17 protein-coding genes are annotated in these 17,676 nt (G+C 65.4%); 16 read left to right on the forward strand and 1 reads right to left on the reverse strand.

Annotation, left to right across the window (positions count from 1 at the left end):
* The first annotated feature begins 125 nt into the window (after positions 1 to 125).
* From ubiE to nudB, 10 genes are all read left to right on the forward strand, one after another.
* Positions 126 to 857: a bifunctional demethylmenaquinone methyltransferase/2-methoxy-6-polyprenyl-1,4-benzoquinol methylase UbiE gene (gene ubiE, locus ACODSU_RS05800; RefSeq protein ID WP_015012742.1), complete on the forward strand. Its 732-nt coding sequence runs from the start codon at positions 126 to 128 to the stop codon at positions 855 to 857.
* Positions 858 to 893: 36 nt separating this feature from the next.
* Positions 894 to 1,931, forward strand: a complete 1,038-nt coding sequence (locus tag ACODSU_RS05805) for a Tim44 domain-containing protein (RefSeq protein WP_488840775.1) — start codon at positions 894 to 896, stop codon at positions 1,929 to 1,931.
* Between the two features lie 61 nt (positions 1,932 to 1,992).
* Positions 1,993 to 2,631 carry a hypothetical protein gene (locus tag ACODSU_RS05810; protein ID WP_488840777.1) on the forward strand — a complete coding sequence of 213 codons (639 nt, stop codon included), beginning with the start codon at positions 1,993 to 1,995 and terminating at the stop codon, positions 2,629 to 2,631.
* Entirely contained in the window at positions 2,628 to 4,193 is a 1,566-nt protein-coding gene (gene ubiB / locus ACODSU_RS05815; protein ID WP_488840779.1) for a ubiquinone biosynthesis regulatory protein kinase UbiB, read from the forward strand. The genes ACODSU_RS05810 and ubiB overlap by 4 nt, the downstream gene beginning before the upstream one ends.
* A gap of 166 nt (positions 4,194 to 4,359) precedes the next feature.
* Entirely contained in the window at positions 4,360 to 5,811 is a 1,452-nt protein-coding gene (locus tag ACODSU_RS05820; RefSeq protein WP_488840781.1) for a high affinity choline transporter 1, read from the forward strand.
* Positions 5,812 to 5,899: 88 nt separating this feature from the next.
* Positions 5,900 to 6,241 carry an FmdB family zinc ribbon protein gene (locus tag ACODSU_RS05825; RefSeq protein ID WP_110959688.1) on the forward strand — a complete coding sequence of 114 codons (342 nt, stop codon included), beginning with the start codon at positions 5,900 to 5,902 and terminating at the stop codon, positions 6,239 to 6,241.
* Positions 6,242 to 6,249: 8 nt separating this feature from the next.
* Positions 6,250 to 6,870: a DUF502 domain-containing protein gene (locus ACODSU_RS05830; RefSeq protein ID WP_015012747.1), complete on the forward strand. Its 621-nt coding sequence runs from the start codon at positions 6,250 to 6,252 to the stop codon at positions 6,868 to 6,870.
* A 56-nt stretch (positions 6,871 to 6,926) separates the two neighbouring features.
* Positions 6,927 to 8,744 carry an aspartate--tRNA ligase gene (gene aspS, locus ACODSU_RS05835; protein ID WP_060986755.1) on the forward strand — a complete coding sequence of 606 codons (1,818 nt, stop codon included), beginning with the start codon at positions 6,927 to 6,929 and terminating at the stop codon, positions 8,742 to 8,744.
* 138 nt (positions 8,745 to 8,882) lie between these two features.
* Positions 8,883 to 9,713, forward strand: coding sequence for a CsgG/HfaB family protein (locus ACODSU_RS05840; protein WP_060986754.1), 831 nt, complete (start codon positions 8,883 to 8,885; stop codon positions 9,711 to 9,713).
* A 19-nt stretch (positions 9,714 to 9,732) separates the two neighbouring features.
* On the forward strand, positions 9,733 to 10,206 hold the full coding sequence (gene nudB, locus ACODSU_RS05845) for a dihydroneopterin triphosphate diphosphatase (RefSeq protein ID WP_488840783.1): 474 nt from the start codon (positions 9,733 to 9,735) through the stop codon (positions 10,204 to 10,206).
* A gap of 65 nt (positions 10,207 to 10,271) precedes the next feature.
* On the opposite strand, the gene ACODSU_RS05850 is transcribed toward nudB, so the two are convergent.
* Positions 10,272 to 12,038: a response regulator gene (locus ACODSU_RS05850; protein WP_488840785.1), complete on the reverse strand. Its 1,767-nt coding sequence runs from the start codon at positions 12,036 to 12,038 to the stop codon at positions 10,272 to 10,274.
* 356 nt (positions 12,039 to 12,394) lie between these two features.
* Here ACODSU_RS05850 and ACODSU_RS05855 point away from each other — a divergent pair, with 356 nt between their 5' ends.
* The 6 genes from ACODSU_RS05855 (at position 12,395) to ACODSU_RS05880 (ending at position 17,651) form a co-directional block, all read left to right on the forward strand.
* Entirely contained in the window at positions 12,395 to 13,132 is a 738-nt protein-coding gene (locus ACODSU_RS05855) for an endonuclease/exonuclease/phosphatase family protein (RefSeq protein ID WP_015012752.1), read from the forward strand.
* A 46-nt stretch (positions 13,133 to 13,178) separates the two neighbouring features.
* Positions 13,179 to 14,423, forward strand: a complete 1,245-nt coding sequence (clsB, locus tag ACODSU_RS05860) for a cardiolipin synthase ClsB (protein WP_488840787.1) — start codon at positions 13,179 to 13,181, stop codon at positions 14,421 to 14,423.
* A 116-nt stretch (positions 14,424 to 14,539) separates the two neighbouring features.
* Positions 14,540 to 15,265, forward strand: a complete 726-nt coding sequence (folE, locus tag ACODSU_RS05865; protein WP_309826342.1) for a GTP cyclohydrolase I — start codon at positions 14,540 to 14,542, stop codon at positions 15,263 to 15,265.
* A 2-nt stretch (positions 15,266 to 15,267) separates the two neighbouring features.
* Complete coding sequence (locus ACODSU_RS05870; RefSeq protein ID WP_060986749.1) at positions 15,268 to 15,690, forward strand: BLUF domain-containing protein; 423 nt, start codon at positions 15,268 to 15,270, stop codon at positions 15,688 to 15,690.
* Positions 15,691 to 15,915: 225 nt separating this feature from the next.
* Entirely contained in the window at positions 15,916 to 16,797 is an 882-nt protein-coding gene (locus ACODSU_RS05875) for an EamA family transporter (RefSeq protein ID WP_488840790.1), read from the forward strand.
* On the forward strand, positions 16,794 to 17,651 hold the full coding sequence (locus ACODSU_RS05880; RefSeq protein WP_488840792.1) for a DUF429 domain-containing protein: 858 nt from the start codon (positions 16,794 to 16,796) through the stop codon (positions 17,649 to 17,651). Before ACODSU_RS05875 ends, ACODSU_RS05880 begins: the two co-directional genes overlap by 4 nt.
* Positions 17,652 to 17,676 lie beyond the last annotated feature (25 nt).

A 17,676-nucleotide genomic window follows, 5' to 3' on the forward strand; every position in this document is an offset into this window, starting at 1 on the left:
GCAATATTTGCTTGCGCTAGCGGCTGGTTTTGTTTCAATAGCGTTCTCCAAATTGCGACAGATGCCCCAATTCAGTGCGGGGTTGTCGCTGTACCTCTGGCGTTCACGCGCCTAGCATGATTCTTATGAGCACCACGCATTTCGGTTTTCAGTCGGTGGACGAGCAGGAAAAGGCACGCCGCGTGCGCGGTGTGTTCGATTCCGTGGCCTCCAAATACGACGTGATGAACGACCTCATGTCGGCGGGCCTGCACCGCGCCTGGAAGGCTTACACCGTGATGGTGGCCAACCTGCGCGAAGGCAGCCAGGTGCTGGACATTGCCGGTGGCACGGGTGACCTGGCGCTGGCGTTTTCCAAGAAGGTGGGCGCCTCGGGCCGTGTGGTGCACACCGACATCAACGAGGCCATGCTGCGTGTGGGCCGTGACCGTCTCATCAACGAGGGCGTGGTGCTGCCTACGCTGGTCTGCGACGCTGAAAAGCTGCCGTTCCCCGACGCGCATTTCGACGTGGTGAGCGTGGCTTTTGGCTTGCGCAACATGACCCACAAGGACCAGGCCATTGCCGAAATGTGCCGAGTGCTCAAGCCCGGCGGCAAGCTGCTGGTGCTGGAGTTTTCCAAGGTGGCCAAGCCGCTGGAGAAGGTGTACGACTGGTACTCATTCAAGGTACTGCCCCAGCTGGGCAAGCTGGTGGCGGGCGACGACGCCAGCTACCGCTACCTGGCCGAGTCCATCCGCATGCACCCGGGGCAGGAAGAACTCAAAAGCCTCATGCAAAAAAATGGTTTTGGGCATGTGGACTATCACAACATGACGGGGGGAATTGTCGCCCTCCATGTTGGAATCAAGTGCTGAGCGGTTTGCTCGGTCGATAACGGAGACGGAGAAGTCATGATGAAACTGTGGTCTGTGGTGTTGGTCGCGATGCTGGCGTTTGCACACGCCGATGCCGACGCCGCGCGGCGACTGGGTGGTGGCAAATCGGTGGGCAAGCAGTCCAGCAACGTGACGCAGCGCGAGTCGGCCACGCCGCCCGCTGCACCGGGCGCACCCGCACAGAGTGCGACCAACACGGCGGCGGCCGCCAAGCCTGCCACCGCCACCCCTGCGGCAGCCCCGGCCGCTCCGGCCAAGAAGCCCTGGGGCGCCATGCTGGGCGGCCTGGCAGCTGGGCTGGGCCTGGCCTGGCTAGCGCACTCGCTGGGTCTGGGCGCAGGCTTTGCCAACATTCTGATGATTGCGCTGCTGGCGCTGGCGGCGTTTGCCATCTTCAAGATGGTCATGCGGTCGCGCAACGGTGGCGGCAATGGCGCTGGCAATGCGGCGGGTGGCGCTCCGTTCGCCTTCCAGGGCGCGGGGGCCGCAACGCCTGCCGCTGCGCAGGTGCCTCCGCAGTACAGCCCCAACAACGTGGGCAACGACGCATCGGCCCGCCCCTGGGAGCGCAGCAGCATGGCGTTTGACGCCTCGCGTGCCGGTCAGGGGGGCGTGGGCTCGGGTGTGGTGATCGGCTCGGGCCTGTCGGGCTCGCAGAACTGGGGTGTGCCCGCAGATTTCGACACCGAGGGTTTCCTGTCGGCCGCCAAGCGCAACTTTGTGACCCTGCAAGGCGCGTGGGACCGTTCGGACATAGCAACCCTGCGGTCCATGATGACGGACAACATGCTCGATGAAATCCGCACCCAGCTGGCCGAGCGCGAAGCCCACCGGGGCACGCAGCCCAACCACACCGATGTGGTGATGATCGAGGCGCAGCTGCTGGGCATCGAAGACCTGGGCGATGGCTACATGGCCAGCGTCGAGTTCTCCGGCATGATCCGCGAAGAACCCTCGGCCGGGCCCAGCCCGTTCCGGGAGGTCTGGAACATGACCAAGCCCAAGACCGGCAACACCGGCTGGCTGGTGGCTGGCGTGCAAGCGCTGCAGTAAACGCAGCCCATGGGGCCCCTGCGGGTCACGGGCATTCCAGTTCAGGGAATAATCGGGGACTATGGCAACACCACAGTCCCCTTTTCCTTTTCTGGACGGCCTCTTCGAGCGCCTGGCCGCTGGCCCGCAGCCCCCGCAATGGCTGGTCCACGAAGTGCAGCAACGCCTGGTGCTGTTTCTCAACCATGTGCTGATGCAGGAAAAAGAGGCCACGGACCGGCTGGTGCGCCAAAAAGGCCGCATCGCGCGGGTGCAGTGGCGGGCCTATTCCCTGTCGCTGGTCATCACCCCGGCTGGCCTGCTCAACCTGGCGCCCGAATCCGCGGTGCCCGACCTGCGGCTGGAAGTGACCGACACCTCTCCCATCACCCTGGCCCAGGCCGCGTTGCGTGGCGACAAGCCGTCCATCCGCATTGAAGGTGACGTGCAACTGGCGGCAGAGATCAACTGGCTGGTGGACCATGTGCGCTGGGATGTGGAAGAAGACCTGGCCCGCGTGATCGGTGATGCCCCTGCACACACGCTGGCGCAGGTCGCCGGCCGGGCGGCCCAGACATTGCGCCAGTTTGTAGGTTCGCGCATGGCCGCCGCCAGCGCGGCGTCTTCCTCGGTGGTGGTTGCGACGGCACCGGTGGCGCCCGGCGCTCCGGCGGCTGCACCGCTGTCACCCTCGGGTGGTTCGGACCGGGCCGACGCATGAAGCGCTTCTTGCGGGGGGCGGCCATCCTGTGGGTGGTGTTCCGGTTCGGCCTGGATGGCTTGCTGCTCGACAGCTTTCAAAAGCCCTGGCTGCGCATGATCTCGCGCATCGTGTCCATCGGGCGCAATCTGGATGCACCGCGTGGGCAACGCCTGCGCGAGGCGCTGGAAAGCCTGGGGCCCATCTTCGTCAAGTTCGGCCAGGTGCTGTCCACCCGCCGCGACCTGCTTCCGCCCGACATCGCGGACGAACTGGCCCGCCTGCAGGACCGCGTGCCGCCATTCGACCCCGACATCGCCATCGCCACCATCGAGCGTGCCTTCCGTCGTCCGGTGGACGAGGTGTTCACCTCCTTCGACCGCACACCGGTGGCCAGCGCGTCCATCGCCCAGGTGCATTTCGCCACGCTGCGCGACCGCCAGGGCATTGAGCGCGAGGTGGCCGTCAAGGTACTGCGGCCTGGCATGCTGCCGGTGATCGAAAAGGACCTGAGCCTCATGCGCATGATGGCGGGCTGGGTGGAGAGTCTGTCGGCCGACGGCAAGCGCCTCAAGCCCCGCGAGGTGGTCGCCGAGTTCGACAACTACCTGCACGACGAGCTGGACCTGGTGCGCGAGGCCTCCAACGCGGCCCAGCTGCGCCGCAACATGGCGGGGCTCGACCTGGTGCTGATCCCCGAGATCTTCTGGGACTTCTGCCACCCCGAGGTCATGGTGATGCAGCGCATGAAGGGCGTGCCCATCAGCCAGATCGAGCGCCTGCGCGAAGCAGGGGTGGACATCCCCAAGCTGGCGCGCGACGGCGTGACCATCTTCTTCACCCAGGTGTTTCGCGACGGGTTCTTCCACGCCGACATGCACCCGGGCAACATCCAGGTGAGCCTGGAGCCCGCCACGTTCGGCCGCTACATCTCGCTGGACTTCGGCATCGTGGGCACGCTGACCGAAGTGGACAAGGAATACCTGGCGCAGAACTTTGTGGCGTTCTTCCGGCGCGACTACAAGCGCGTGGCCGAGCTGCACATCGAAAGCGGCTGGGTACCGCCCGAAACGCGGGTCAACGATCTCGAATCGGCCATCCGCGCCGTGTGCGAGCCGTACTTTGACCGCCCGCTCAAGGAAATCTCGCTCGGCCTGGTGCTGATGCGCCTGTTCCAGACCTCGCGCCGCTTCCACGTCGAGATCCAGCCCCAGCTGGTGCTGCTGCAAAAAACCCTGCTCAACATCGAGGGCCTAGGCCGCGAGCTGGACCCGGACCTGGACCTGTGGAGCACGGCCAAGCCGTTCCTCGAAAAGTGGATGCTGGAACAGATGGGCCCCCAGCGCCTGTGGCGCGAACTGCGGGCCGAGGCGCCGCACTACGCCAAGCTGTTGCCCGAGCTGCCGCGCCTGATCTACGACGCGCTGCGCCAGCGCCCCGCAGACCACCAGCCCGCCCTGCGCGAGTTGCTGGAGGCACAAAAACGCACCAACCGGCTGCTGCAATCCATCATTTATGGCGGTGTGGGGTTTGTGCTGGGGCTGCTTGCCATGCAGCTATTCATGCGCATCCGGGTTTTTTAGCGTCTGCGGCACAAAAGTTGCCTTCATAATCCGCAGCAATTTTGTAACGTGTTTGTAAGCGGGGCTGCGGCCCCATGGTCGTCAGGCGCCGCAGTGTGACCACCCCAGCCACTTTGCGCGCGCGCTGCCTTTTTCGCTACCACCCCTGGAGTTTTGGAGCGGCGCCATGCTGTTGTCATTCATCGTTCTGTACCTGTTGGTTTCGATTGGTGTGGGCCTGTATGCGGCCACTCGCGTGCACAACACCGCTGACTATGCGGTAGCCGGGCGTAGCCTGCCGCTGGCGGTGGTGATAGCCACCACGTTTGCCACCTGGTTTGGATCCGAAACCGTGCTGGGGGTTTCTGCCCGCTTTGTGGATGGAGGGCTGGGCGCCGTCGTGGAAGACCCCTTTGGCGCGTCCATGTGTCTGGTGTTGGTGGGACTGTTTTTCGCCTACAAGCTCTACCAAAAGAACCTTATCACCCTGGGCGACTACTACCGCCAGCGCTACGGCCGTGTGATTGAAGTGGCCTGCTCGGCCATCATCATGTTCAGCTACCTGGGCTGGGTGGCTGCGCAGATCACGGCCCTGGGCCTGGTGTTCAACCTGCTCACCCAAGGCGCTGTGTCGATCACCATGGGCATGATCATTGGCACGCTGGTGGTGCTGGTTTACACCCTGTACGGCGGTATGTGGTCTGTCGCCATGACCGACTTTGTGCAAATGATCGTCATCGGCGTGGGCCTGCTGGCCATTGCCTGGTATGCGGCCGACCTGGCGGGTGGTGCAGGCAAGGTGGTCGAATTTGCGGCGCGTGAGGGTAAGTTCCATTTCTTCCCGACCGGGGGCGTCAAGGAATGGACATTTTTCATCGCTGCTGCCATCACCATGATGCTGGGCTCCATCCCTCAGCAGGACGTGTTCCAGCGCGTCATGTCGTCCAATAGCGCTGCCACCGCGCGCAAGGGACCGGTGATCGGCGGCCTGTTGTATTTGCTGTTTGCCTTCATCCCGATGTTCGTGGTCACCGCTGCAGTCTTGGTGATGCCCGAAACGGCGCAGGCGCTGCTCAAAGATGACCCCCAGAAGGTATTGCCCACCCTGGTGATGGAGCGCATGCCATTGATGCTACAGGTGGCGTTTTTTGGCGCGCTTCTATCGGCCATCATGTCTACTGCATCCGCTACCTTGCTGGCGCCTTCCACCACATTTGTTGAAAACATCCTGCACAACCTGCGCCCTGGGATGAATGATCAGCAGACCCTCAAGGCAATGCGCATCTCCGTGTTGGTGTTCACGGGCTGTGTGCTGACCTATGCCATCACCATGCAGGGCACCTCGATCTATGAGTTGGTGTCGGGTGCGTACCAGGTGCCGTTGGTCGGTGCCTTTGTGCCGCTGGTGTTTGGCCTGTACTGGAAACGCGCCACCACCCAAGGCGCCCTGCTGGCCGTGGCAATGGGCCTGGGTGTCTGGCTGCTGTTTGTGGCGAGCCCCATGCTTTCGGAGGCTTTCCCGCAACAACTGGCAGGTGTGCTGGCCGCTTTGGTAGGCATGCTGGCGGGTTCGTTGGCGCCGCAGTGGATTGATGATCACAAGGGGCACGTCACCCACTACCAAGGCAGTGCCAGCTGAATGCCCGGGCCCGCGCCATGGTGCGGGCCTTGCAGATAGGCATGCCGCCTATAATTGAGGGTTTTGCACTTTCCCTCAACACACTGACATGCCTATTTACGCCTACAAATGCGGCTCCTGCGGCCATGCCAAGGATGTGCTGCAAAAAATCTCCGATGCACCCCTGACGGTGTGCCCCGCCTGCGGCGCTGAAGCCTTCTCCAAGCAGGTCACTGCGGCGGGATTCCAGCTCAAAGGTTCGGGCTGGTATGTGACGGATTTCCGGGGAGGCAGCGGGGGCAGCTCCGCTCCCGCGACCGAAGCCAAGTCGGAATCCAAGACCGAGTCTTCTGCATCTGCCAGTGGTGGTGATGCTCCTAAAAAGGAAGCATCCAGCGCAAGTACCACTAGCGCTGGAAGTGCCAGCGGCACTTCTTCCTCTTCGAGCTGAGGACCTGCATGGCTGCCTTGCGCAAATGGCTGTTGACAGGCCTTCTGGTCATCGTGCCCGGTGTCATCACGGCCTGGGTGCTCAACTGGATTGTGAGCACGCTCGACCAGACCCTGCAGATCCTGCCGGGCGCGTGGCAGCCCGACAAGCTGCTCGGGGTGCATGTCCCGGGCTTTGGCGTGGTGCTCACGCTGGCCATCTTGCTGGTGGTGGGTGCCATTGCCAGCAACTTCGCGGGCCGCAAGCTCGTGGAGTGGGGCGATGCGCTGGTGCACCGCATTCCCGTGGTGCGGTCCATCTACTCCAGCGTCAAGCAGGTGTCGGACACGCTGTTTTCCGAGAGCGGCAACGCCTTTCGCAAGGCCGTGCTCGTGCAGTGGCCCCGCGAAGGGGTGTGGACCGTGGCGTTCGTCACGGGTGCTCCCAATGGTGAAGTGGCTGCCTATCTGCGCGACGAGTTCGTCAGCGTATACGTGCCCACCACCCCGAATCCCACCGGTGGGTATTTTGTGATGGTGCGCAAGAGCGACTGTGTCGAGCTCGAAATGAGCGTGGACAGTGCCCTCAAGTACATCGTCTCCATGGGTGTGGTGGCTCCGGCGGACCCCACGCTGCCCCCGCCCAAGTAAGAAGAAAAGCAATCTCTTTCAACGTCAACGCGCCCTGCGGCGCCGGAAGTTTTGTCATGGCCATGCGTTCCCACTATTGCGGTCTTGTGACCGAAGCCCTGTTGGGCCAAACCGTTACCCTGTCGGGCTGGGTGAACCGCCGCCGTGACCATGGTGGCGTGATCTTCATCGACCTGCGTGACCGCGAAGGCTACGTGCAGGTGGTGTGCGACCCCGACCGCGCCGAGATGTTCAAGATCGCCGAAGACGTGCGCAACGAGTTCTGCGTGCAGGTCAAGGGTGTGGTGCGTGCTCGCCCCGCCGGCACCACCAACGACAAGCTCAAGACCGGCCAGATCGAAGTGCTGTGCCATGAGCTGAACGTGCTCAACCCTTCGGTCACGCCTCCGTTCCAGATCGACGAAGACAACCTGTCCGAAACCACGCGCCTCACGCACCGCGTGCTGGACCTGCGCCGCCCGTACATGCAGAACAACCTGATGCTGCGCTACAAGGTGGCCATGGAGGTGCGCAAGTTCCTTGATGCCAACGGCTTCATCGACATCGAAACCCCCATGCTCACCAAGAGCACGCCCGAAGGCGCGCGCGACTACCTCGTGCCCAGCCGCGTGCATGACGGCCAGTTCTTCGCGCTGCCCCAGTCGCCCCAGCTGTTCAAGCAGCTGCTGATGGTGGCGGGCTTCGACCGTTATTACCAGATCACCAAGTGCTTCCGCGACGAAGACCTGCGCGCTGACCGCCAGCCTGAATTCACCCAGATCGATATCGAAACATCGTTCATGGAAGAGCAGGACATCCGCGACATGTTCCAGGGCATGATCAAGACGGTGTTCCAGAACACGCTGGGCGTGGACCTGGGCGAGTTCCCCGTCATGACCTACCAGGACGCTGCGCGCCTGTATGGCTCCGACAAGCCCGACCTGCGTGTGAAGCTCGAATTCACCGAGCTGACCGACGTGATGAAGGACGTGGACTTCAAGGTGTTCTCGGGTGCCGCCAACATGAAGAACGGCCGCGTCGTGGCCCTGCGCATTCCCGGCGGCTCCAAGGAAAACGGCGGCATCAGCCGCGGCGAGATCGACGCCTACACCGAGTTCGTCAAGATATACGGCGCCAAGGGCCTGGCCTACATCCGCGTGAACGAGCTGGCCAAGGGCCGTGACGGCCTGCAGTCGCCCATCGTGAAGAACATCCACGACACCGCCCTGCAAGCGGTGCTGGAGCGCACCGGTGCACAAGACGGCGACCTGATCTTCTTCGGCGCCGACAAGGAAAAGATCGTCAACGACGCCATTGGCGCGCTGCGCATCAAGATCGGCCACAGCGAGTTCGGCAAGAAGAACGGCCTGTTTGAAGACCGCTGGGCGCCGCTGTGGGTGGTGGACTTCCCGATGTTCGAGTACGACGAGGAAAACCAGCGCTGGAACTCGGTGCACCACCCCTTCACCAGTCCCAAGGACGGCCACGAAGACTGGATGGTCACCGCGCCCGAGAAGTGCATCTCCAAGGGCTACGACATGGTGCTCAACGGCTGGGAAATGGGTGGCGGCTCCGTCCGTATCCACCGCGCCGATGTGCAGCAGAAGGTGTTCGACGCCCTCAACATCACGCCCGAGGAAGCCCAGCTCAAGTTCGGCTTCCTGCTGGACGCGCTGCAGTACGGCGCGCCCCCGCACGGTGGCCTGGCCTTTGGCCTGGACCGCATCGTGACGCTGATGACCGGTGCCGAGTCGATCCGCGACGTGATCGCCTTCCCCAAGACCCAGCGCGCCCAGTGTCTGCTCACGCAGGCGCCCAGCCCTGTGGACGAAAAGCAGTTGCGCGAGCTGCACATCCGCCTGCGCAACCCCGACGCGGTCAAGACTGCGGCCTGATTTCGGACGCATCACGTCCTTCGCGTATGCAGCCATGCATCGCACAACAAGCGGCTCGGGCCTGGTGCCCGGGCCGCTTTTTTCATGCGCGGCGCGTCGGCCGCTGACCGCCGGGCGCGGATTGAAAGAGGTACCTCCATGCGTTTGTTGACACGCTCCCATTGGCTGCTGGCAGCGGCCGCCTGCATCGCCCTGGCCGGATGTGGCGAGAAGAAGACCGAACTGGGGCAGGGCGGCTCGGTGGTCACGGGCTCGGCCGGACCGCAGGGTGCGCAGAACGCGGCCCGCGAGCTGGTGCGTTGTGATGCGCCCGTGGCCACCCTGGCGCTGGCCGAGAACCCCAACGGCTACATCATGGGTTCAGGCTACCAGCTGCCTTCGTCGCCGGTGCCGCTGGTCAAGCTGCTGGCTCAGCAGAGCGGGTGCTTCCGGGTGGTGGACCGGGCGGCCGGCCTGAAGGGGACGATTCAGGAGCAGGAACTGAAGGACGCAGGTGTGCTGCGCAAGAACAACTCCACCGTGGCCAAGGGCAAGGGCTACGAGGCGCAGTACACGCTCACGCCCAGCCTCACGTTCAGCGAACAGGATGCGGGCCGGGGCCTGGCCGGGGTGATCGCCATGATCCCGGTGCTGCGCGACATTGCAGGCCTGGCCGGGCTGGTGGAGCAGGTCAAGTTCAAGGAAGCGCAGACGGCCTTGCTGCTGTCCGACAACGAAACCACCGAGCAGGTGGCAGCGGCCACCGGCTCCGCACGCACTACCGACCTCGGGGTGGGCGGCCTGGTATTCGGCAAGCTGGGCGGCGCCGCAGGCGCTGGCTGGAGCAATACCAACGAGGGCAAGGTCATCGCCGCAGCGTTTCTGGACGCACACAACCAGCTGGTGGTGCAGGCGCGCGCGTTGCAGGCCAAGGAGCTGCCCCCGCCCGTACCCACCACCACGGCAGCCCAGCGCCCCAAGGGCGGTTGAAGGCAAAGGGCGCCGAGCCATGGCAACCGCCGGGCCGCAGCGGCCGTACAAGCTTCCGGAGTCGGTGCTGGTGGTGATCCACACGCCTGCGCTGGACGTGCTGCTGATCCGTCGCACCGGGGGCGAAGGGCATTGGCAGTCGGTCACCGGTAGCAAGGACGCGCTGGACGAGCCCTTTGCCGAGACGGCCCGCCGTGAAGTCGCCGAAGAAACCGGCATAGACACCCAGGCACCGGGTTGCCGGCTGACCGACTGGGCGCTGGAGAACGTGTACGACATCTGGCCCCAATGGCTGCACCGTTATGCCCCCGGCGTGGTGCGCAACCGCGAGCGCGTGTTTGGCCTGTGTGTACCCCCCGGGACACCCGTGGTGCTGAGCCCGCGCGAGCACGATGCCTATGAGTGGCTGCCCTGGCAGCAGGCAGCAGACCGGTGTTTTTCTGCCTCCAATGCCGAGGCTTGCCTGTTGCTGCCCCGGTTCGTGAGCCCCTGAAAATCCGGCGAGCCACTGGCCGCTGGCCAGTTGTTGAGGACGGCCGCGGGCCAGGCGCCGTTGTCTCAAGGAGAGTCTGGCGGCCGCAGCCGCAGGGCTGCCGCAGGGTCGTCGGCCTCGTCAGTGGGTGCTGGGTTCAGTGCCAGGCTGTCTTGCGGAGGCGGTGGGATGCGTGCCGGTGCGTTGTCGCCGCTGCTGCGCACCCGCAGTGCCACGCCGCCGGGATGCCGCTCGCTGTCTTGCCCCAGGATGGCCCTTGCCGGGGCCGTGCCCATGCGGGTGCGCAGTGCGTCGATGGCTGCCTGCAGCGGCTCGGGCGCGGCCATGCGCGCGCTGTGGCGCAGCAGCACCTGCTGGGCCATATCCAGCAGTTTGGAGTTGAGGGTGCGCTCGGCCTCGGCCAGCAGGTTTTGCACAGCCCCGCCCGGGTCGCCCCCCAGGCTTTGTGCCATCGCGACTTCGGCCGTCTTGTTGACCCGTTGCAGGCAGTCGCGCACCAGCTCGCTGTAGGGCTCATGCAGGTTGCAGGCATTGGCCATCAACTCGGTCAGACCCCTTGTGTTGGCATAGCGCATGCCCAGGGCGCGCACCCAGCTGTCACCCTCGGGCAGCTCAATGGATGTGACGGCCAACACGGCCAGCAGGCTGCCCAGGTTGCAGGCGGCTTCAAAGTCAAAGGTGCTGGACGTGATCTCGCGGGCCATGCCACGCACCGATTCGACTGCCTGCGAGAACTGCCGCTGCTGGATGAGCTGCAGCGCGCGCGCCACCTCCGCAAACCGACGGATGCGTGCGCTGCTGTGGTGGCGCTCCAGGATGCGGGCAAAGTCGGCCATGCAGCGCTCAATGCCCTTGCGGTCGTTTTCGGCGTAATAGGCAAACGTCAGCAGCACCAGCGACTGGTAGTCGAACAGCTTGGAGTCAATGCCCAGCACCGTGGCGCGCGCCAGCACCTTGGTGGCCGTGGCGCGGTCGCCCATGTAATACGACATCATTCCCAGCTTCTGAAGCCGCACGACCGAGTCGGGCGTGAGGGTGCTGGCCGTTCGGTAGGTCTCGATGGCCTGCGCAAAGTTGCCCATCTCCACCTGCGCGCGGCCCAGCACGTCGTAGGCGTCGGCAAACGAGGCGTCCTCGCCAATCAGCTCCTGCAAGGTGGTGATGGCGCGCGCGGCCTGTCCTGATTCGATCTGCGCACGGGCCACGCCCAGCTTGGCCCAGGGGAGGGCACGCGCCGCGATCACGGCCTCGAACAGGGTGCGCGCCTCGTCGTGCCGGCCCAGGCGCAGCAGCAGCTCCGACCCAATGCGGGCGGCGTACAGCCAGTAGGGCTTGTGGGCCTCAAAGCGCTCCACGCACAGCGCGGCGGCCTGCTCGAAATCCTCGGCCTCGATGGCGTCGAAAATGGGTTTGAGATGGATCTTGCGCAGGCGCGCCAGGCTCAGGCGCTCGAACAGCGCGCTGGGCGTGAAGGGCTTGAGCAGGTAGCCGTCCAGGGCCGACTCGGCAGCCTCGGCCACGGCGGCATACGACGCCTCGGCCGTCACCATGAAGAACACGGTGGAAAACGGCAGCAGCTGCGCGCGCCGCAGGTCGTCCAGCAGGGTCTGGCCCGAGTAGTTGGACTCGCCAAAAAACTGGTCGCACAACACGTAGTCGAACACCGTGTGCTCCAGCCGGGCGCGCGCGTCCTGCACACGGGAGCATTGCACGATGCGGGTCACGCCGTATTCGCGCAACTGTCCCACCAGGATGCTGCGCGATGTGGCATTGCTGTCCACGATCAGCGCCTGGGTCGGTGGGGCGGGATTGGGGCCGCTCTCGGTAGCCATGGGGGTCGGGGCCGTCCCTGCGTGCTCAATAAATTAGGGGTGTCAGTGTAAGGCGCAGCACCATCCTGCGGTCGTCGGGCAAACCCCTTGCTACCATGGCTTGCGACACAATCTCCAGTCCTAGGAGCGGCAATTGACCGCTTGCCGTTTTCAAGGGCGCCTCATGGATACTGACTCTCGCTGCTTCGTTGACGTTCGCTTGTCGAGTGGGCACGCTACGCATTCGCCAGCACCGAGCTGGGAGCGCCATGCGGCGTTGCTCCTCCTTGCGGGCATGAGCCCGCCGCGTCCTCGCGCCTTGCCTATCGCACCCATCGCGGCGCTGGCGAGCGCGTTCAACTACCCCTCCTAGGACCATGCAACACGACGACATCCTGCGCGTAGCCACCTACAACATCCACAAGGGGGTGCAAGGCATCGGGCCCGCGCGGCGGCTGGAGATTCACAACCTGGGCCTGGCGGTGGAGCAGCTCGATGCCGACATCGTGTGCCTGCAGGAGGTGCGCAAGCTGCACCGGCGCGAGGCGGCGTATTTCCAGCGCTGGCCTGAGCTGCCGCAGGCCGAGTTTCTGGCGCCCGAAGGCTACGAGGCGGTGTACCGCACCAACGCCATCACCAAGCACGGCGAACATGGCAATGCGCTGCTGACCCGCTGGCCGGTGATCGGGCACCAGCATGAAGACATCTCGGACCATCGCTTTGAACAGCGCGGCCTGCTGCACGTGGAGGTGGACGTGCAGGGCCGCAATGTGCATGTGATCGTTGTGCACCTGGGCCTGATCCCCGGCAGCCGCATCCGCCAGATCGAGCGCCTGCAGGCCTTCATCGAGCGCGAGGTGCCGCCCGGCACGCCGCTGGTGGTGGCGGGTGACTTCAACGACTGGGGGCAGTTGCTCAAGCGCATGCTGGCGGGTTTTGGCCTGTATGAATGGGATGCGCCCCGCACCTTCACCTACCCCGCACGCCTGCCCTTGGCGCAGCTCGACCATGTGTATGCGCGCGGGCTCACGCCGCTGTCGCTGCAGGTGCCCCGTGGCCGCATCTGGTGGCGCATGTCGGACCATCTGCCCTTGATTGCGGAGTTCCGGCTGTGAGGCCCGGGCGGGGCGTGCTTGGTGTGTGCGGTGGCGGGGTGACCGGATGAGGCGCAAGCCCTTTGCGCAGGCCCCAGGCACCGGGCCCGCCGACGACCACCAGGTCCGTCTGCTGCAAGGTGCTGAGGAGTTCTTCCCGGCGCTGATTGAGGCCATGGATGCCGCCATGGCGGACATCCAGTTCGAGACCTATATCTTTGACTTCACCGGCGCCGGAGCCTCGGTGGCCCAGGCACTGATGCGCGCTGCAGCGCGCGGCGTGCGCACCCATCTCGTGGTCGATGGCGTGGGCACCGGGGCCCTGCCCAAGGCCTGGGCCGAGCAGTTGCAGGCCGCCGGTGTGCTGTGCAGCGTGTATTCGCCGCTGGGGCCACTGGGGCTGCTGCTGCCGCACCGCTGGCGGCGCCTGCACCGCAAGCTGTGCGTGGTGGATGGGCGGGTGCTGTTCTGCGGCGGCATCAACGTGCTGGATGACTTTCACGACCCTAATCACGGCACGCTGGATGCGCCCCGCTTTGACTTTGCGGTGCGGGCCACCGGCAGCCTGGTGGCCTCGGCCAGCGACACCATGGACCAGCTCTGGTGGCGCATGCAGGCCGTGCGCGACGCGCGCCAGCGCCGTCTGCCGGAGGCCCTGCGGGCCCTGCGCGCGGCCAGCGCCGCACGGCACGCGGAGCAGGGTGGCGACCCCGATGCCGGCCCCCCCGTGCGCGCCACCCTGGTGCTGCGCGACAACGTGCGCAACCGCAGCCAGATCGAGAAGGCGTACCGCAAGGCCATCGGCGCGGCGCGGCACGAGGTCATCATCGCCAACGCCTACTTCATGCCCGGCGGCAAGCTGCGCCGCGCGCTGGTGATGGCCGCGCGCCGGGGCGTTCGCGTGCGGCTGCTGCTGCAGGGGCGGTACGAATACTTCATGCAGTACCACGCAGCCCGCCCGGTGTATGGCGCGCTGCTGGAGGCCGGGGTCGAGATCTACGAGTACGCCCCCAGCTTTTTGCACGCCAAGGTGGCCGTCATCGATGCGCAGGGTGACCGGCCCTGGGCCACGGTGGGCTCGTCCAACCTTGACCCGCTCTCGCTGCTGCTGGCGCGCGAGGCCAATGTGGTGGTGGAAGACGCTGCTTTTGCCATCGACCTGCGCCAGCGCCTGGTGCACGCCATGCAGCACGCGGGCCGCCGCATGGACCCTGCACGCTATGCCGGCCGCCCGCTGCGCCAGCGGGTGCTGGACCGCGTGGCGTTTGGTCTCATGCGCCTGGCGCTGTGGGTGACGGGCAAGCGGTATTGAGAGAGTTTTATCGAGCTTGCTACTTTATTGATAGCTGCTCAGGCATATTGCACTAGCGCTTGCTGCCTAAAACCCTTGTAATCGATCAAACTGTGTTCGCTGGTACGATGCCACCCATGTCCAGCCAACCTGCCGCCGATATGACGCCCATCCCACCGGACGAAGGCACGCCCGTTTCCGTCAAGATCCGAGAACGCCTTGCCGCCGCGCGCAAGCGCTTTCACGCCAACGACAACATTGCCGAATTCATCGAGCCCGGCGAGCTGGAGAAGCTGCTCGACGAGGTTGAGGTCAAGATGCAGGGCGTGCTCGACAGCCTGGTGATCAACACCGAAGGCGACCACAACACCAACAACACCGCGCGCCGCGTGGCCAAGATGTACCTCAACGAGGTGTTCAAGGGCCGCTACGTAGCGCAGCCGCCCATCACCGAATTCCCGAACGCCGAGCACCTCAACGAGCTGATGATCGTGGGCCCGCTCACCGTGCGCAGCGCCTGCAGCCACCACTTCTGCCCCGTGATCGGCAAGATCTGGATCGGCGTGATGCCCAACGAGCACACCAACGTGATCGGCCTGTCCAAATACGCGCGCCTGGTGGACTGGATCATGGGCCGCCCCCAGATCCAGGAAGAAGCCGTGGTGCAGCTGGCCGACCTGATCATGGAAAAGACCCAGCCCGACGGCCTCGCCATCGTCATGGAAGCCAGCCACTTCTGCATGTCCTGGCGCGGCGTGCGCGACAACGACAGCCGCATGATCAACTCGGTCATGCGTGGCGTGTTCCTCAAGGACAGCGCCCTGCGCCGTGAATTTTTGTCCCTCATTCCTGGAAAGAACTGACCATGCTGGTACGCCTGCTTTACGCCAGTCGCGCGGTCGATACCTCGCCCGCCGCCATCGAAGCCATCCTGACGCAGTCGCGCCAGCACAACCCGGGCTCCGGCATCACCGGCGTGCTGTGCTATGGCGGTGGCGTGTTCCTGCAAGCCATCGAGGGCGGCCGCTCTGCGGTGAGCGAGCTGTATGGCCACATCCAGAAGGACTCGCGCCACAAGGACGTGGTGCTGTTGCACTACGAAGAGATCGCCGAGCGCCGTTTTGGCGGCTGGACCATGGGCCAGGTCAACCTGTCCAAGATCAACCACTCCATCCTGCTGAAATACTCCGAGAAGCCTGAGCTGGACCCGTACTCCGTGTCGGGCAAGGTGTCGTTTGCGCTGCTCGAAGAGTTGATGGCCACGGCCTCCATCATCGGAAGAGCATAGAGATCACCCCCCTGAGGCGCTGCGCGCCTTCCCCCCGCTCTCGCACCACTTCGCGGTGCGGGCAGGGGGACGCCACCAGTGCGGCGGGGCGGCCCTTGCACGGTGGCCCCCAGCTTGGGCCGCGCCAGTTGCAGATGCCGTGAGCGGTACCTAGCCCTTCAATCCAAGCCGCAGCCGCCATCGCGCTGCGGCTTTTTGCATTCAAGCCCTCTCTCTTTCTGACCTGTGACCTTCACCGCCTTCGCCCTCATCATCCTCGCCGGCCTCATCCACGCGTGCTGGAACATCGTGGCCAAGAAGGCCGGGGGTGACTCGCGGTTTGCGTTCTTCACCTCGGTGATCATGATGGTGGTCTGGGCGCCGCTGGGCTGGTACCTGGGGCGCGACGCGGTGCCGCATTGGGGGGCGGTGGAATGGGGCTTTGTGGCCGCCAGCGGGCTGCTGCATGTGGCGTACTTCGTCATCCTGCTGCGCGGCTACCGCGTGGCGGACCTTACCGTGGTCTATCCGCTGGCGCGGGGCTCGGGGCCGCTGTTGTCGTCGCTGGTGGCCATCACGCTGCTGGGTGAGCAGATCTCGGCGCTGGGCGCCCTGGGCATTGTGGGCGTGGTCGGTGGCGTCTTTTTGATCGCGGGCGGCCCGGGCCTGCTGCGCGCCGCGCATGACCCTGCCGCACGGGCACGGGTGCACAAGGGGATGGCCTACGGGGTTCTGACGGGGGCTTTCATTGCCAGCTACACGGTGGTTGATGGCTACGCGGTCAAGTTCCTGCTCATGTCGCCCATCTTGGTGGACTACATGGGCAACTTTGTGCGCGTGGGTCTGCTGGCGCCCGTGGTGCTGCGCGACCTGCCCACGGCCCGCACGCTGTGGCTGGCCCAGTGGCGTTTTGCTCTGGCCGTGGCGGTGGTGAGCCCCGTGGCCTATGTGCTGGTGCTCTACGCCATGCAGCAGGCGCCCCTGTCGCACGTGGCCCCCGCGCGCGAGGTGTCCATGCTGTTTGCGGCGCTGATTGGCGGGCACCTGCTGGGCGAGGGTGACCGTGTGGCGCGCATCTGTGGCGCGCTGTGCATTGCGGCGGGCGTCACGGCCCTGGCATTGGGATGACCGCCGTGGCACCCCAACAACTTCCAATCCAGCTGCTGGGCTGCGACTTCTCCAGCAGCCCCACGCGGCGCAAACCCATCGTGCTGGCGCTGGGCCAGCGCCAGGGTGCGCGCGTGGTGCTCAGCGCGCTGCAGCCGTTCGACACCCTGGCCGCATTCGGCCAATGGCTGGCGCAGCCCGGCGACTGGGTGGGCGGTTTTGATCTGCCCTTTGGCCTGCCGCGCGAGCTGGTGCAGGCGCTGGGCTGGCCCACCAGTTGGTACGCCTGCATGCAGCACTATCGCCACCTTAGCCGCGAGCAGATCCGCGCGCAGTTTGCAGCGTTCTGCGATGCGCGCCCGGTGGGCGGCAAGTTTGCCCACCGCGCCACCGACGGGCCCGCAGGCTCCAGCCCGTCGATGAAATGGGTGAACCCGCCCGTGGCCTACATGCTGCACGCGGGCCTGCCGCTGCTGCTGGACGCGGGCGTGCACCTGCCGGGCCTACACGCAGGCGACCCCCGCCGGGTGGCGCTGGAGGCCTACCCCGGCCTGCTGGCGCGCGAGGTGCTGCAGCGCCGCAGCTACAAAAGCGACGACCGCGCCAAGCAAACGCCCGACCGCCTCATCGCCCGCAAAGACCTGGTCAACGCGCTGGAGCTGGGCCAGACCCGCCTGGGCCTGCGCCTCAAGCTCAGCCACGCCCAGCGCGATGCGCTGGTGCAGGACGCCAGCGGCGACAGCCTGGACGCCGTGCTGTGCCTGCTGCAGGCCGCCTGGGCCCAGCAGCGCCATGCCGAGGGAGATGCGCTCTATGGCCTACCGTCAGGGCTCGACCCGCTCGAAGGCTGGATCGTCACGGCGGACAAGCCCTGACTGACGAACCTGCCGCTTTTCCGGG

Source organism: Acidovorax sp. FG48, from assembly GCF_057809085.1.